A 15,681-nucleotide genomic window follows, 5' to 3' on the forward strand; every position below is an offset into this window, starting at 1 on the left:
ACATCCACCTGTTATGACTGTTTCCATTCACATTGCCAAAGGACTTCATCACATGCACCCGATCCAAGCCCTGATTGAAGAGGCGTTCGAAAAGCGCGCCGACATCACCCCCGCCACCGTATCGGTCGAACTGAAAGCCGCCATCAGCCAGGTTATCGACGAACTGGACAATGGCCACCTGCGCGTGGCGGAGAAGGTAGACGGCGACTGGGTAGTCAACCAGTGGGTCAAGAAAGCCGTGCTGCTGTCCTTCCGCATTCGCGACAATGTGGTGCAGGACGATGGCGTCAGCCGCTATTTCGACAAGGTCGATACCAAGTTCCATGACTGGAGCGAAGCCCACTTCAAGGAAGCCGGCTTCCGCGTGGTGCCGGGTGCCGTGGCACGCAAGGGCAGCTTCATTGCCAAGAACACCGTGCTGATGCCGTCCTACGTCAATATCGGTGCCTATGTGGACGAAGGCACCATGGTGGACACCTGGGCCACTGTCGGCTCCTGCGCCCAGATCGGCAAGAACGTGCACCTGTCCGGCGGCGTGGGCATTGGCGGCGTACTGGAACCGCTGCAAGCCGGCCCCACCATCATTGAAGACAACTGCTTCATCGGCGCCCGCTCCGAAGTGGTGGAAGGCGTGATCGTGGGCGAAGGCTCGGTGATCTCCATGGGCGTGTACATCGGCCAGTCCACCAAGATCTACGACCGCGAAACCGGCGAAGTGACTTATGGCCGCATTCCGCCGGGTTCGGTGGTGGTCTCCGGCAACCTGCCGTCCAAGGATGGCAGCCACAGCCTGTACTGCGCCGTCATCGTGAAGAAGGTGGATGCACAAACCCGCAGCAAAACCAGCATCAACGACCTGCTGCGCGGCGTATAAAGCACGCACCCGCTGGCAGGCCCTGCCAGCGCAGGCTGCACGGACCCGGCCCTGCCGGGTCTTTGTCATTTTCTGACCGTCTCCGCCGCACATTGCCGCAAACAGCTTGCGGCAATATCATGCCAATGAAATAATCAGCCAGTGTAATTTTTATTGTTGCTTCAAACTTTTTTAAATAAAACAGACAAATTACACTTGTCAGGATTCGTCCTTGCAATGCAACATCGTTACATGCTGAAACCTTATGTATTTGGCGAGACTCCTACAACCCTATAAAATCCATCTGTCTTGGACCCAGACAAGTCCTGGACTTCACTCGTGTTTTTATCCGGAAAATCCGTGTCTTCAGACCATTTCATCGAATTCAGGAATGTCAGTTTCGCCTACGGCGAGCGCCCCATCCTGAACAACATCAGCCTCGCCATCCCGCGCGGCAAGCTGGTCGCCATCATGGGGGGCAGCGGCAGTGGCAAAACCACCATGCTGCGCCTGATCTCCGGCCAGATCCGTCCCAGTGCCGGCCAGGTACTGGTAGACGGCCGCAATGTGGCGGACATGAACCATGCCGAACTGTTCGAGCATCGCCGCCGCATGGGCATGCTCTTCCAGTTTGGTGCCCTGTTTACCGACTTGTCGGTAGAAGACAATGTGGCCTTCCCCATCCGCGAGCACACCCGGCTGGCCGACAGCATGATTCATGATCTGGTGATCATGAAGCTTTCCGCCGTGGGCCTGCGCGGCACCCAGGCACTGATGCCGGCCGAGCTGTCCGGCGGCATGGCCCGCCGCGTGGCGCTGGCGCGTGCCATCGCCCTGGACCCGCAGCTGATGCTGTACGACGAGCCCTTCACCGGTCTCGATCCGATCTCGCTGGGCGTCATCGCCCACCTGATCAAGAAACTGAACGATGCACTGGGTACCACCTCCATCATGGTGACCCACGATGTGCACAAATCGCTGGATATCGTCGACTACGTTTACTTCGTCTCCAATGGCGCAGTGGTCGCAGCCGGCACGCCGGCCGAAATCCGCGCCTCCCCCTCGCCCTGGGTACACCAGTTCATGTGGGGCGAGGCCGATGGCCCGGTACATTTTGCCTACCCTGCCAGCACTTCGCTGCAGCAGGACCTGGGCCTGAAAGGAGGCCAGCATGACTGAGCTGCTGCTGTCACCGCTGCGCCGGCTGGGACACACCACCATCAATGCCATCTGGCGGCTGGGTTTCATCACCCGCTTCCTGCTGGCCATCCTGCGCTATTCCGGCCAGAGCCTGCTGCGCTTCAACCTCACCATCCGCGAGATCTACTTTGCCGGGGTGATGTCGGTCATCATCGTGGTGGTATCCGGCCTGTTTGTCGGCATGGTACTGGGCTTGCAGGGTTACAACACCCTGTCGCGCTTCGGCTCGGCCGATGCCCTGGGCGCACTGGTCGCCCTGTCGCTGCTGCGTGAACTGGGCCCGGTGCTGGCTGCATTGCTGTTTTCCAGCCGCGCCGGCAGCGCCATGACGGCGGAAATCGGCCTGATGAAGGCCACCGAGCAGCTGGACGCCATGAGCGTGATGGCGGTCAACCCGATCGCCCGCGTGGTGGCCCCGCGCTTCTGGGCCGGCGTGATCTCCATGCCCATCCTGGCCGCCATGTTCAATGTGATGGGCATTTTTGGTGGCTATCTGATTGGCGTGGTGATGATAGGCCTGGATTCGGGCACCTTCTGGTCGCAGATGCAGAACAACGTCGACCTGCACTACGACGTGGTCAATGGCCTGATCAAGAGCCTGTGCTTCGGCATCGCCGTCACGCTGATCGCCGTATTCGAAGGCTATGACGCCACGCCCACCGCGGCCGGCGTATCCGCCGCCACCACCCGCACGGTGGTGACATCGGCTCTGGTAATCCTGGCGGTGGACTTTGTCCTCACCGCCTTCATGTTCTAGGAAATGGGTAATGAAACGCTCTACTATTGATTTGTGGGTAGGCCTGTTTGTGGCACTCGGCATTGCGGCGGTGGTCTTCATGTCGCTCAAGGTGGCCAATCTCACACCGCAAAGCGCGGACCAGACCTACACCCTGTATGCCGATTTCGACAATATCGGCGGCCTGAAAGTGAAGGCACCGGTCAAGGAAGCCGGCGTGGTGGTTGGCCGTGTCGGCGCCATCCAGCTCGATACCAAAACCTACCGGGCCCGCGTCACGCTGAATCTGGACAAGCAATACACCTTCAGCCGCGATGCCAGCGCGGAAATCCTGACGGCCGGCCTGCTGGGCGAGCAGTATATCGGCCTGCTGCAAGGGGGTGACCCGGACGTGCTGAAGGCCGGCGAACACATCACGCTGACCTCGTCCGCCCTGGTGCTGGAACAGCTGATCGGCAAGTTCATGACCAGCTTCTCCGGCGGCAATTCGGCCAAGAGCAACGCCTCGGCCGCGCAGTAAATTCCAGCCATAGTGCATAACCAATAAAGACTGACACACATCATGAAAAAACTGATCGCATGCTTTCTCGTCCTGCTGGGCCTGAGCGCCCACACCATGGCCGCCACCGACAATCCGGCTGATCTGGTACGCGACACCTCGCGCCAGATCATGGATGTCCTGAAGCAGGAAAACGGCAAGAACACCAAGCAGATCCGTCAGCAAGTCGAAGCGCTGGCCGTGCCGCAATTCGATTTCCAGCGCATGACCGCGCTGGCGGTGGGCCTGGGCTGGCGTCAGGCCAGCCCGGCGCAGCAAAGCGCGCTGGCCCAGCAATTCCAGACCCTGCTGGTGCGGACCTACTCCACCACCATGACCCGCTTCAAGAGCGCCCAGATCGACATCCAGCCTAATGTCGTCCTCGGCAACAGCGGCCGCGAAGCCACCGTCAAGTCCACCGTCAGCCTGCCGGGCAACGACAAGGGCCCGGTCGCTGTCGACTACACCCTGTACAAGACCCCGCAGGGCTGGAAGGTCTTCAATGTCAGCGTGGAAGGTGCCAGTCTGGTCACCGTCTATCGCAACCAGTTCAATCAGGAAATCAACAAGAACGGTGTGGATGGCCTGATCAAGATGCTGCAGGACAAGAACGCCGCCCTGCCGGCTGCCAAATAAGGACGCATGCCATGTTCGAGGAAACCGCCAGCGGGCAGGGCCGCCTGTCCGGCAAGCTGGACATGAACAGCAGTGCGGACTTGCTGGCCACACTGACCGCCCGTGTCGCCCGCGCCCCGCTGCAGCTGGACCTGTCCGGCATCAGCGAAGCGGACTCCTCGGCTGTCGCCCTGCTGCTGGCCTGCCGCCGTGCTGCAGAGCAGGCTGGGCAGACCCTGCAGCTGCAGAACTGGCCCAGCCGCCTGTCCGATCTGGTAGAACTGTATGCACTGCGCGAGCTGCTGAGCAGCCCGCAAGGAGAATGAACCATGACCCGCAAGCACCGCCTGTTGCCGGCGAGTCTGTTGGCCGGCAGCCTGTTGCTGGCCGGCTGTGCCAGTACTCACCCTGCCACACCGCAAGACCCGTACGAATCGTTCAACCGCTCGATGTATGCCTTTAACGATGCAGCTGACCGCTGGGTGATGAAGCCGGCCGCCCAGGGCTATCACGCCATCACCCCCGGCCCCTTCCGCACCGCGGTCGGCAACTTCTTCGACAACTTCAAGGATGTGTACAGCGCAGCCAACAACCTGTTGCAGGCCGAGCCGGAAAAAGCGCTCAACGACATCATGCGGGTTGCACTGAACAGCACCTTCGGCTTGTTCGGCCTGATCGACATCGCCACCCCCGCCGGACTGAAGAACAACAAGACCTCGCTGGGCGATACTTTTGCCCATTGGGGCTGGAAGAGCAGCAACTACCTGGTGCTGCCGTTCTTTGGCCCCAGTACGGTACGCGACGGGCTGGGCCTGGGGGTAGCGCTGGGCATCAATGGTCCGGAACGACTGGTCTATCACAACACCAATGAGGCCATCGCCTTTTATGGTGTTTACGGGGTGAATACCCGCGCCCGCTATCTGGATCTGGACGAAAGCCTGTATGCGGCAGCACTGGACCCTTACAGCTATATCCGCGATGGCTATCTGCAGATGCGTGCCAGACAGCTTGGCCTGCCCAACCCCACCCAGAACGACGACATGAATATCGACGATCTGGTCAGCAGCCCGGCCAATGCTTCGGCCCCTGCGGCCGCAGCAGCTCCTGCCGCCAACAACAGCGAGCACGCCGAAGCTTCGGCAGCCGCACACGCAGAAGCCTCGGCCGCGCAGTAAGGCCATCTTGCTTTGTCGTATGAAAGGCAGCCGGCAGGCTGCCTTTTTCATTGGCACAGTGGTGGCACTTGATCTGGCACAAGATCATCAACGACATAAATATTAGAATTTACTAAATTATTTGACCGGAGTTGATCATGGAACAGCGCCACATCCCGCAACAAGCACTGGAATACCTGACCCACTGTCTGCGCCATGCCGTTTCCAACGGCCAATACCTGACGCCCGCGCTACTGGAAGAGGCCATCGCCGCTTACAGCGCCGAGCATCCGCAGCAAGCCATCCAGATCCAGCACTGAGTCCTGCACTCCACCGCCCGAGCGGCCACCCGGCCGCTTGCTGCCGGTCAGGGTTCCCCCCGCCGGCGCGTGGCACCGCCATCCCACCGACCAAAAAAATGGCAGCTGAACGGCCTGATTGCCGTTTGCTGCCAGATATGGGCCACACCGGCCCCTGAGTGGAAACGGCCACCCAGGTGGCCGTTGCTGCTTAGCTGATACGTTCGATCTGCGCGCCGACAGCGCCCAGTTTTTTCTCGATATATTCGTAGCCACGATCCAGGTGATAGATGCGGTCGACAATGGTTTCGCCCTGCGCCACCAGGCCGGCCAGCACCAGGCTGGCCGAGGCACGCAGGTCGGTTGCCATCACCGTGGCACCGGACAGCTTGTCCACACCGTGCACCACCGCGGTATTGCCTTCCACTTCGATGCGCGCGCCCATGCGGTTCAGCTCCGGCACATGCATGAAACGGTTTTCGAAGATGGTTTCGGTCACCACCCCGGTGCCCTCCGCCACACAGTTCAGCGTCATCAGCTGCGCCTGCATGTCGGTGGGGAAAGCCGGGTAAGGCAGGGTGCGGAAATTGATGGCCTTGGGGCGGCGCTTCATGTCCAGCGAAATCCAGTCATCACCCGCCTCGACCACGGCGCCGGCCTCCACCAGCTTGTCCAGCACCGACTCCATGCTGCGCGGCGCGGCATTGCGCAGGATCAGGTGACCCTGGGTAATGGCAGCGGCGACCAGGAAGGTACCGGCTTCGATACGGTCCGGCATGATGGCGTATTCGCAGCCATGCAGCCGCTCCACGCCTTCGATCACCAGCCGGTTGGTGCCGATGCCACTGATGTTTGCCCCCATGGCCACCAGGCAGTTGGCCAGGTCAGTCACTTCCGGTTCACGCGCGGCGTTTTCCAGAATGGTGGTGCCATCGGCCAGCGCCGCGGCCATCAGCAGGTTTTCGGTACCGCCCACGGTCACCACATCCATCACGATGTGCGCGCCACGCAGGCGCTTGGCCTTGGCCTTGACATAGCCATGCTCGATCACCACCTCGGCACCCATGGCGACCAGACCCTTGATGTGCTGATCCACCGGACGGCTGCCAATGGCACAGCCGCCGGGCAGGGAAACGGTGGCTTCGCCAAAGCGCGCCAGTGTCGGCCCCAGCACCAGGATGGAGGCGCGCATGGTTTTCACCAGATCATACGGCGCCACCAGGCTGTCCAGATGATCGGCGGTGATTTCCATTTCATGCACATTGTCGGTCATCACCCGCACCCCCATGCCTTGCAGCAGCTTCTGGGTGGTGGAGATGTCGCGCAGCATCGGCACATTGGTAAAGCGCATGGTGTCTGCGGTCAGCAGGCTGGTGCACAGAATCGGCAGCGCCGCATTCTTGGCGCCGGACACGCGGATTTCACCATTCAGCGGGCCATTGCCGCAGATTTTCAGTTTGTCCATATCGGGGATCAGCCTTGCAGTTTTTCCCACTCGTCCGGCGTGGCTGCCTTGACGATGGAAAGGGCGTGGATTTCATTGCTGGCCAGACGGGTGGCAATCACTTCCTTCACCAGGCGGTGACGGTCGATCAGGCGCTTGCCGGCAAATTCGGCCGACACCACGGTGGCGTAAAAATGATGGCCGTCGCCTTCCACTTCCAGATGGGAGCAGTTGAGACCGGCGGCGATGTATTGTTTGACCTGTTCGGTGGAAATCATGTGTGCATCCTGAAAACGCATCCTAGTGGCGCAGCTTGTAGCCTGATTTGATCAGCCACAAAGCCAGCCCGGAAAGCAAGATAAAACTGCCGCCAACCACGCCCAGCGACAGCCAGGGGCTGACGTCGGCCTGGCCGAAGAAGCCATACCGGAAACCGTCGATCATGAAAAAGACCGGGTTCACATGCGATACGGCATACCAGAATGGCGGCAGACTGTTGATGGAGTAGAACACGCCAGACAGAAAAGTCAGCGGCATGATCAAAAAGTTCTGGAATGCAGCAAGTTGATCGAATTTTTCCGCCCAGATGCCGGCAATCACCCCCAGGGTACCCAGCACGCCGCAGCCAAGCAGGCCGAACAGCAATGCCCAGCCCGGATGACTGGGCAGCGGCAGGCCAAACCAGGCCGTCACCACCAGCACCCCGGCGCCAACGGCCAGCCCACGCACGATGGCGGCCAGCATGTAGGCGGCAAAGAATTCCAGCGCCGTCAGCGGCGGCAGCAGCAGAAACACGATATTGCCGGTGATCTTGGACTGGATCAGGCTGGAAGAGCTGTTGGCAAAGGCATTCTGCGCCATCGACATCATGGCGAGGCCCGGAATCAGGAAGGCGGTATAGCCCACGCCCGGATAGGCCTCGGCATGGCGCGACAGCACATGGGAAAAGATCAGCTGATACATCAGCGCCGTCAGCACCGGTGCCGCCACGGTCTGGAAGGACACCTTCCAGAAACGCACCAGCTCCTTGCGGAATAAAGTCAGGAAGCCCTGCATCAGCCTTGCCCCCCGTGCATCATGTTCACGAATACGCTTTCCAGATCCACCTCCACCACATTCAGTTCGCGTACGCGCACGCCCGCTTCGCGCAAGGTGGCCAGCACGCCCTCCAGCTGGCTCAGATCCGTCAGCTTCAGCACGATGCGCCCATCCTCCTCGCGCACCTTGCTGGGCAGCAGGCTGTCCGGCAAGGGTGCCGACAGCTTGAAGGCCACCTCGCGCTCCTTGCCGTGCTGCAGCAGCTTGTCCTTGCTCTCCAGCGCCACCAGCTTGCCGCGCTTGAGCATGGCTATGCGGTTGCACAGGGTTTCCGCTTCTTCCAGATAGTGCGTGGTCAACACGATGGTATGGCCGGCCTCGTTCAACTCCTTGACGAAGGCCCACAAGCTCTGGCGCAGCTCGACATCCACCCCGGCGGTCGGCTCGTCCAGCACCATCACCGGCGGACGATGCACCAGCGCCTGCGCCACCATGACGCGGCGCTTCATGCCGCCGGACAGGGCGCGCAAATTGGCATTGGCCTTGTCGGCCAGGCCCAGCTTGAACAACAGCTCGTCAATCCAGTCGTCGTTGCGGGTCAGGCCGAAATAGCCGGATTGAAAGCGCAAGGTTTCCCGTACCGACAGGAAGGGATCGAACACCAGCTCCTGCGGCACCACCCCCAGGCTCATGCGCGCCGCACGGAAATCGCGCACCACATCATGGCCCATGATGCGGATACTGCCGCTATCCGGCCGCGACAAGCCGGCCATGGCGGAAATGAGGGTGGTCTTGCCAGCCCCGTTGGGGCCCAGCAAGGCAAAAAACTCGCCGCTTTCCACACGGAAGCTGACGTCGTCCAGCGCCTGCAGCGCACCATAGCGCTTGCTGACCGCTTGTATTTCGATGGCCGAAGGCATGAGGTTGGTGAATGCTCGGAAAAAGAGAGCGATTATACCGCCGCCCTTCCGGCCTAGGGAAAAGTTGTGTCCTTGTTGCAGCCTGCCGACAGGATCACCCACGGCCCGCCCCGGTCCCGGCCGCCTGCCCCCGCGCTGCCGGCAAACAAGCCCAGCGACCTCCTGCGCCCGGCCTGCACACCCGCCATCAGTCGATGAGGCATCCAGCACGGGCCTGCCGCCTGATCCTGCGCTCGCCCGCGCGGCCAGGCCAGGATGAGGTGTTGTTTTTTAAGTACATTTTTCCAGCAGCCCCCATGGCGCATTCCCCGCGCGCCGCTGGGTGATTTTTAAGATTTTTTTGTCTGCCAGCCGCGATAAGAACGAAATTTCGTAATTATTGTCTTTATTTATCTTAAATTTCTGCTGCATACGAATTAAGCGCATTTTACATACAGTCATGAATGTATATAGAATGCGCGCACTTCCTTGCTGCCTGTCACATGACTATGTCACCGTGCATATAGGCCAGCATGACAATCAAGACAGTAGACAACACTGAACCAAACAACATGCCCCTGTCTGCCGTCCCTCCGGGGTCTGCGCAGCGTGAAGGGGAGCAGTTTTTCACTTCAACTTGTCGAGGACATTCCATGTCTATGCACTCACTTTCCCTGCCGGCACGGCACGGCAAATGGCTGTTATTGAGCGCCCTTGCTGCCAGCCTTGCCGGCTGCGGCCAGAAAGCCGATCCGGCGGCACAAGCCACCCTCCCCGCCATGCCGGTATCGGTCATCAAGATTAGCGCACGCAATATCCCGGTGAATTTTGAATATGTCGGCCAGGCTGCCGGTTCACGCGAAGTGGAAGTGCGTGCCCGGGTCGGCGGCATCCTGCTCAAGCGGGCCTATACCGAAGGCCGCCCGGTGAAACAGGGTGACTTGCTGTTCCAGCTTGACCCGGCCACATACCAGGCCACGCTGGAGCAAGCCGCGGCCGCGCTGAAGGTGCAGGAAGCGCAGCTGGCCAGCACACGCCAGGACTACGAGCGCGTGATGCCGCTGTTCAAGGAAAATGCCGTCAGCCAGAAAGACCGCGACGATGCGGTAGCCGCTTATCAGGCGGCACAGGCCCAGGTTGCGGCGGCACGCGCCAAGTTGAAAGAAGCGCAGATCAATCTGGACTACACCCGCGTCACCGCGCCGATTTCCGGCATGACCAGCCAGGAAACCCGTTCCGAGGGCAGCCTGGTGTCCACCAGCGCCGACGGCAGCCTGCTGACCAAGATTTCGCAGCTGGACCCGATCTACGTCAACTTCAGCATGTCGGACAGCGACCAGATGAATCTGCGCAAGCTGCAGGAAAAGGGCTTGCTCAAGCTGAAGGACAACGGTCACTTTGAAGTGGCGCTCAAGCTGGCAGACGGCAGCCTGTTCGATCACAGCGGCGTCCTCAACTTCACCGACAGCCTGGTGGACAGCACCACCGGCACCATCCGTTCGCGTGCCTCGCTGGCCAATCCGCAGGGCAAGATTCTGCCGGGGCAGTTTGTACGGGTGCTGCTGAAAGGTGCCGAGCGCATCAATGCCATCGCCGTGCCACAGCGCGCGGTGCTGACCACCCAGCAAGGCAAGATGGTGTGGGTCGTGGGGGAAGGCAACAAGGTACAACCACGGCCGATCACCGTGTCGCAGGACGTGGGGCTGGAGGTACTGGTGGAAAACGGTCTCAAGCCGGGTGAGCAGGTGGTGGTGGACAACATCATCAAGCTGCGCCCGGGTGCCGAGGTCAAGCCGCAGCCCTACCGGGCCGATGCCAGCGCTCCTGCTGCCAAGCAACCCGCTTAAGAGGTCCTGAGCCATGTTTTCCGCCTTCTTCATCAGGCGGCCGATCTTTGCCAGCGTGATTTCCATCATCATCATGCTGGCCGGTCTGGCCGCCATCAAGGCTTTGCCCATCGAGCAATACCCGGAAATCGTACCGCCGGTGGTCCAGGTGACCGCCAGCTATCCGGGCGCTTCGGCCGAAGTCATCGCCAACACCGTGGCCGCTCCGCTGGAGCAGGCCATCAATGGTGTGGACAATATGCTGTATGTGCAGTCGGTCAGCTCCAGCAGCGGCAAATTGACACTCAGCGTCTCTTTCAAGATCGGCACCAATGCCGACCAGGCCACCATCAACGTCAACAACCGCGTGCAGTCGGTGACCTCGCAGCTGCCGGAAGAAGTCCGCCGCCAGGGGGTGAACGTCACCAAGAAATCGTCCTCCATCCTGCAGGTGATTTCGCTGTACTCGCCGGATAACAGTTACGACACGCTGTTCATCAGCAACTATGCCCTGCTGAATGTGGTGGATGAGCTGAAGCGGGTGCCGGGCGTGGGTGATGTGGTCAACTTCGCCGGCCAGGATTACTCGATGCGGATCTGGCTGAAGCCAGACCGGCTGGCCCAGCTCAAGCTGACCCCCAGCGATGTGTCCAATGCCATCAAGGAACAGAATGCCCAGTTCGCCGCCGGCAAGATCGGTGCCGAGCCCCAGCCGGGCAAGCTGGACTTTACCTACACCGTCACCACCCAGGGCCGCCTGTCCGAACCGGAAGAGTTTGAAAACATCATCCTGCGTTCCAACAGCGATGGCTCGGCGGTACGCCTGAAAGACGTGGCACGGGTCGAGCTGGGTGCGCTGTCCTACGACTTCAATGGTCGCCACAATGGCCGGCCGACCATTCCTGTCGGGATCTTCCTGGCACCGGGTGCCAACCAGCTGGCCACCGCCCAGGCAGTGGAAGCCGAGATGCAAAAACTGTCGCTCAGCTTCCCCAAGGGCATGAGCTACGGCATCCCCTACGACACCACCAAGTTTGTCGAAGTATCGATCAAGGAGGTGTACCACACCCTGGGCGAAGCCATGCTGCTGGTCTTTGCCGTGGTCTTCCTGTTCCTGCAGAACTGGCGCGCCACGCTGATTCCCTGCCTGGCGGTGCCGGTGTCCATTGTCGGCACCTTTGCCGGCATGTATCTGTTCGGCTTTTCCATCAATACGCTGACGCTGTTCGGCATGGTGCTGGCCATCGGCATCGTGGTGGATGATGCCATCGTGGTGCTGGAAAACGTCGAACGGCTGATGACCGAGGAAAAGCTCAGCCCGCTGCAGGCCAGCTTCAAGGCCATGGAAGAAGTGTCGGGCGCACTGGTCGCCATTGTGCTGGTGCTGTGTTCGGTGTTTATCCCGGTGGCCTTCCTCGGCGGTATCGCCGGCCAGATGTACAAGCAGTTCGCCATCACCATTGCGGTATCGGTCACCATCTCCGGCCTGGTGGCCCTGACGCTGACCCCGGCGCTGTGCGCATTGATCCTGAAGGAAGGCCATCAGCATCCGGCGCGCTTCTTCGTCTGGTTCAACAGCTGGTTTGACCGCCAGACCGCACGCTACACCGCAGGCGTCAGCTTCCTGATCAAGCGTGCCCTGCTCGGCCTGCTGTTGTTTGCCGGCCTGATCGCACTCAGCGTCGGGCTGTTCCGCACCATTCCGTCCAGCCTGGCCCCGGATGAAGACCAGGGCTATATCCTGGCCGTGGCCATCCTGCCTGATGGCGCCTCGCTGCAACGTACCGAGGCCACCATGGACAAGCTGGATGCCATGATGGCCAGCAATCCGGCGGTGAAAGACCGCATGTCCTTCGCAGGTTTTGACATCCTGTCCGGCGGCAACCGCACCAATGCCGGCGTGTCCTTCATCACCCTCAAACCATGGGATGAGCGCAAGACGCCCGATCTGTCCTCACAGGCCGTGGTCAAGGATGTCTTTGGCAAAGGCATGATGGGCATACGCGATGGCATCGTGCTGGCCTTCAATCCGCCACCGATCTCCGGCATGTCCAATACCGGCGGCTTTGAAAGCTATGTGCAGTCGCGTGCCGGCGGCAGCGCCGTGGAGCTGGGCAGCATCACCAAGAAACTGGTGGAAGCGGCCGCCAAACGGCCGGAGCTGAAGGGGGTGCAAACCACCTTCTCGGCCAGCGTGCCGCAGTTGTTCGTCAAGCTGGACCGGGCCAAGGCCAAGTCGCTGAATGTGCCGGTCAATACCGTGTTCGACACCATGCAAAGCACTTTTGGCGCGCTGTATGTCAACGACTTCAACAAGTTTGGCCGTACCTTCCGCGTGCAGCTGCAGTCCGAAGCCGATTTCCGCAGCAAGGTGGATGATCTGCGCAATATCTATGTCCGTTCGCAGGATGGCAATATGATCCCGCTCACCGCGCTGGTGAATGTGGAACAGACCACCGGCCCGGAAAGCCTGGAGCGCTTCAACATCTTCCCGGCGGCCAAGGTCGTCGGCGGTCCGGCACCGGGCTATAGCTCGGGTGATGCACTCAAGGCGATGGAAGAAGTCGCGCAGGAAACCCTGCCGGAAGGCTATAGCCTGGCTTGGACCGGCTCGGCCTTCCAGGAAAAATCCAGCAGCGGCTCATCGGTGATGGTGTTTGCCTTCGGCATGATCATGGTGTTCCTGATCCTGGCGGCGCAATACGAGCGCTGGAGTTTGCCGATCAGCGTGCTGATGGCGGTGCCGTTTGCCGTATTCGGCGCGCTGATGGCCAACTGGCTGCGCGGACTGGCCAACGACGTGTACTTCCAGGTGGCACTGGTGACACTGATCGGCCTGGCCGCCAAGAATGCCATTCTGATCGTCGAATTTGCCGTGATGAAGATGGAAGAAGGCATGGAACTGGCCGACGCCGCCCTGGCCGCAGCGCGACTGCGTTTCCGCCCCATCGTGATGACCTCGCTCGCCTTCGTGCTGGGCTGCGTACCGCTGGCCATTTCCAGCGGTGCAGGCTCGGCCAGCCGCCACTCCATCGGTACCGGGGTGATCGGCGGCATGCTGGCCGCCACCTTCATCGCCACCTTCTTCATCCCCATGTTCTTCATGGTGATCATGAAGTTTTCCAAACGAAAAGCGCCTCAGCTTGCGAGCGAGGCAGGAGGCAAGGACCATGCGTAAACGCACACTCCCCTTGCTGCTAAGCCTGGCCCTCACGGCCTGCGCGGTCGGCCCGGACTACAGCCGGCCCAAGTTCGACCTGCCGGCCAGCACACCAACGCAGCAGGCCAGCGTAGCCAGCGACTGGTGGCAGCAGTTCCACGACCCGGTGCTCGACCAGCTGATTAGCGAAGCCCTGCAACACAACCAGGATCTGGCGCTATCCGCCGCCCAGGTAGACGAAGCCGCCGCGCTGGCCGGCATCGCTCGCGCCCAGTTGCTGCCCAGCCTTGCCGCCAATGCCGGCTACCAGCGCGCCCGTACATCAGCAGAAACCACCACCGCCGGCAGCCCGCTGATTGCCAATGTCCGCACGGCCAATCTCACGGCCAGCTGGGAACTGGACTTGTGGGGCAAGCTGCGCCGCAGCAGCGAAGCGGCACGCGCCACCCTGGCAGCCAGCCAGTACAATCGCGATGCAGCCAGACTGTCGCTCAGCGCCCAGGTGGCACAAACCTATTTCCAGATGCGCGCCTTCGATGCGCAGCTGGATATTGCCAAGCGCACGCTGGACAGCCGCGAAGCCTCACTGCAGCTGCGCCAGAAGCGCTTCAAGGGCGGCATGACCTCCGAGCTGGACATGCGCCAGGCCGAATCGGAAGCTGCCTCGGCACGCGCCACCATCCCGCAATTGAGCAAGTCCCTGCAGCAAACTGAAACTGCGCTGGCCGTCTTGCTGGGCCGCTCGCCACGCGAACTGCTGGAAGGCAAGCTGCAGCGGGGTCAGGCCATCGACCTGCTGACTGTGCCACCCAGCATTCCGGCCGATCTGTCATCCAGCCTGCTGGAGCGCCGCCCCGATCTGGCCGCCGCCGAAGCCCAGCTGATCGCCGCCAATGCCCGCATTGGCGTGGCCAAGGCCGCCTACTTCCCCAGCATCAGCCTGACCGGAGCACTCGGCTCGCAAAGCCTGTCAATGGAAACGCTGTTCAGCGGTGCCACCCGCACCTGGAGTTTTGTCGGCAATGCCACGGCACCCATCTTCAACTTCGGCCAGACCGGCCTGAATGTTGATGCCGCCAGCGCCCGCCAGCGCCAGGCACTGGCCCAGTATCAGAAATCGGTGCAGACCGCCTTCAAGGAAACGCAGGATGCACTGGTTGCCAGCAGCAGCGCCCGCGAAGTGCAGGAAGCCCAGACCACCCAGTTGACTGCCCTTAACCGGGCGCTGCATCTGGCGACGCTGCGCTACGACAACGGCTATTCCAGCTATCTGGATGTACTGGATGCCGAGCGCAACACCTTCCAGGCCGAGCTGAATCTGGTCAATGCCCAGCTGGATCGTCTGAACGCGGCCATCAGCCTGTACAAGGCCATGGGTGGCGGTTGGGAAAGCGCACGCAACTGAGACACCCTGGCAGCACAAAGCCGCTGATCAAACGATCAGCGGCTTTTCTTTTATCCATACGCTGGCAATACCAGTCCGCATTCCTGCGCCGCAGGGGTGCATCCTGGCCAACACCTACAACAAACACGCAGCCCATCTCTAAACCAGAGTATCCACCCGACTTCCAAGCCCGTCAGCGCCAGTCATGGCTGGCGAAAACAACAGGCTCGACGCCTTGCCTTCAAGCGAAATGCCGCATAGGCCATAAAGGCGCGAGTGGCAGAACACACTGCAGCGGCAATAGCCGCGGCACCATAGCCATTTTGCAGTTTGGCACCCACCCAGCACGGACGTCTGGCTGCAGGAATGCAGCGGCATGGGATATGCAAGTTACCGTCGCCCAAACGCAAAAAGCCCAGCTCGATTGAGCTGGGCTTTCAAAGGGGAGTCTGGCGGTGTCCTACTTTCACATGGCGAATGCCACACTATCATCGGCGCTAAGGCGTTTCACGGTCCTGTTCGGGATGGGAAGGCG

Annotated in this window: 15 protein-coding genes and 1 rRNA gene; 11 read left to right on the forward strand and 5 right to left on the reverse strand. The window is 61.0% G+C overall.

The annotated features are described in order from the left end of the window. Positions 1-52: 52 nt before the first annotated feature. From dapD to DFR38_RS21320, 8 genes are all read left to right on the forward strand, one after another. A complete protein-coding gene (gene dapD, locus DFR38_RS19685; protein WP_059285992.1) occupies positions 53-874 on the forward strand; it encodes a 2,3,4,5-tetrahydropyridine-2,6-dicarboxylate N-succinyltransferase in 822 nt (273 codons plus the stop codon). Positions 875-1,213: 339 nt separating this feature from the next. Next, a complete protein-coding gene (locus DFR38_RS19690; RefSeq protein ID WP_059285993.1) occupies positions 1,214-2,032 on the forward strand; it encodes an ABC transporter ATP-binding protein in 819 nt (272 codons plus the stop codon). Further along, positions 2,025-2,810 carry a lipid asymmetry maintenance ABC transporter permease subunit MlaE gene (mlaE, locus tag DFR38_RS19695; protein WP_059285994.1) on the forward strand — a complete coding sequence of 262 codons (786 nt, stop codon included), beginning with the start codon at positions 2,025-2,027 and terminating at the stop codon, positions 2,808-2,810. The genes DFR38_RS19690 and mlaE overlap by 8 nt, the downstream gene beginning before the upstream one ends. Positions 2,811-2,820: 10 nt before the next feature. Next, positions 2,821-3,309 (forward strand): outer membrane lipid asymmetry maintenance protein MlaD, encoded by a 489-nt coding sequence (gene mlaD / locus DFR38_RS19700; RefSeq protein WP_059285995.1) that lies wholly within the window; start codon positions 2,821-2,823, stop codon positions 3,307-3,309. Between the two features lie 42 nt (positions 3,310-3,351). Next, a complete protein-coding gene (locus DFR38_RS19705) occupies positions 3,352-3,963 on the forward strand; it encodes an MlaC/ttg2D family ABC transporter substrate-binding protein (protein ID WP_059285996.1) in 612 nt (203 codons plus the stop codon). Positions 3,964-3,974: 11 nt separating this feature from the next. After that, positions 3,975-4,268 (forward strand): STAS domain-containing protein, encoded by a 294-nt coding sequence (locus DFR38_RS19710; protein ID WP_059285997.1) that lies wholly within the window; start codon positions 3,975-3,977, stop codon positions 4,266-4,268. Positions 4,269-4,271: 3 nt separating this feature from the next. Beyond that, a complete protein-coding gene (locus DFR38_RS19715; protein WP_059285998.1) occupies positions 4,272-5,117 on the forward strand; it encodes an MlaA family lipoprotein in 846 nt (281 codons plus the stop codon). A 137-nt stretch (positions 5,118-5,254) separates the two neighbouring features. Continuing rightward, the gene (locus tag DFR38_RS21320) at positions 5,255-5,416 is read left to right on the forward strand and encodes a hypothetical protein (protein WP_158527773.1); all 162 of its coding nucleotides are present in this window, start codon (positions 5,255-5,257) and stop codon (positions 5,414-5,416) included. A 190-nt stretch (positions 5,417-5,606) separates the two neighbouring features. Here the strand turns inward: DFR38_RS21320 and murA are convergent, their stop codons facing one another. The 4 genes from murA to DFR38_RS19735 are packed head-to-tail and all read right to left on the reverse strand — an operon-like array spanning position 5,607 to position 8,797. Beyond that, a complete protein-coding gene (gene murA / locus DFR38_RS19720) occupies positions 5,607-6,860 on the reverse strand; it encodes a UDP-N-acetylglucosamine 1-carboxyvinyltransferase (protein WP_059285999.1) in 1,254 nt (417 codons plus the stop codon). Positions 6,861-6,868: 8 nt separating this feature from the next. Further along, the gene (locus tag DFR38_RS19725; protein ID WP_059286005.1) at positions 6,869-7,117 is read right to left on the reverse strand and encodes a BolA family protein; all 249 of its coding nucleotides are present in this window, start codon (positions 7,115-7,117) and stop codon (positions 6,869-6,871) included. Positions 7,118-7,139: 22 nt separating this feature from the next. After that, the gene (locus DFR38_RS19730; RefSeq protein WP_059286000.1) at positions 7,140-7,895 is read right to left on the reverse strand and encodes an ABC transporter permease; all 756 of its coding nucleotides are present in this window, start codon (positions 7,893-7,895) and stop codon (positions 7,140-7,142) included. Beyond that, positions 7,895-8,797, reverse strand: a complete 903-nt coding sequence (locus tag DFR38_RS19735) for an ABC transporter ATP-binding protein (protein ID WP_059286001.1) — start codon at positions 8,795-8,797, stop codon at positions 7,895-7,897. The genes DFR38_RS19730 and DFR38_RS19735 overlap by 1 nt, the downstream gene beginning before the upstream one ends. Before the next feature lie 632 nt (positions 8,798-9,429). On the opposite strand from DFR38_RS19735, the gene DFR38_RS19740 reads away from it, so the two are divergent. Genes DFR38_RS19740 through DFR38_RS19750 form a run of 3 tightly spaced genes read left to right on the forward strand, consistent with a single transcriptional unit; the run spans position 9,430 to position 15,167 of the window. After that, the gene (locus DFR38_RS19740; RefSeq protein ID WP_059286002.1) at positions 9,430-10,623 is read left to right on the forward strand and encodes an efflux RND transporter periplasmic adaptor subunit; all 1,194 of its coding nucleotides are present in this window, start codon (positions 9,430-9,432) and stop codon (positions 10,621-10,623) included. Between the two features lie 13 nt (positions 10,624-10,636). Then, positions 10,637-13,780 (forward strand): efflux RND transporter permease subunit, encoded by a 3,144-nt coding sequence (locus DFR38_RS19745; RefSeq protein ID WP_059286003.1) that lies wholly within the window; start codon positions 10,637-10,639, stop codon positions 13,778-13,780. Then, positions 13,773-15,167: an efflux transporter outer membrane subunit gene (locus tag DFR38_RS19750; protein WP_059286004.1), complete on the forward strand. Its 1,395-nt coding sequence runs from the start codon at positions 13,773-13,775 to the stop codon at positions 15,165-15,167. The genes DFR38_RS19745 and DFR38_RS19750 overlap by 8 nt, the downstream gene beginning before the upstream one ends. 426 nt (positions 15,168-15,593) lie before the next feature. Here the strand turns inward: DFR38_RS19750 and rrf are convergent. Beyond that, positions 15,594-15,681: ribosomal RNA gene (gene rrf, locus DFR38_RS21955) — 5S ribosomal RNA — on the reverse strand; the annotation flags it as partial.

This window comes from Aquitalea magnusonii, from assembly GCF_003202035.1.
Lineage (GTDB): Bacteria > Pseudomonadota > Gammaproteobacteria > Burkholderiales > Chromobacteriaceae > Aquitalea > Aquitalea magnusonii.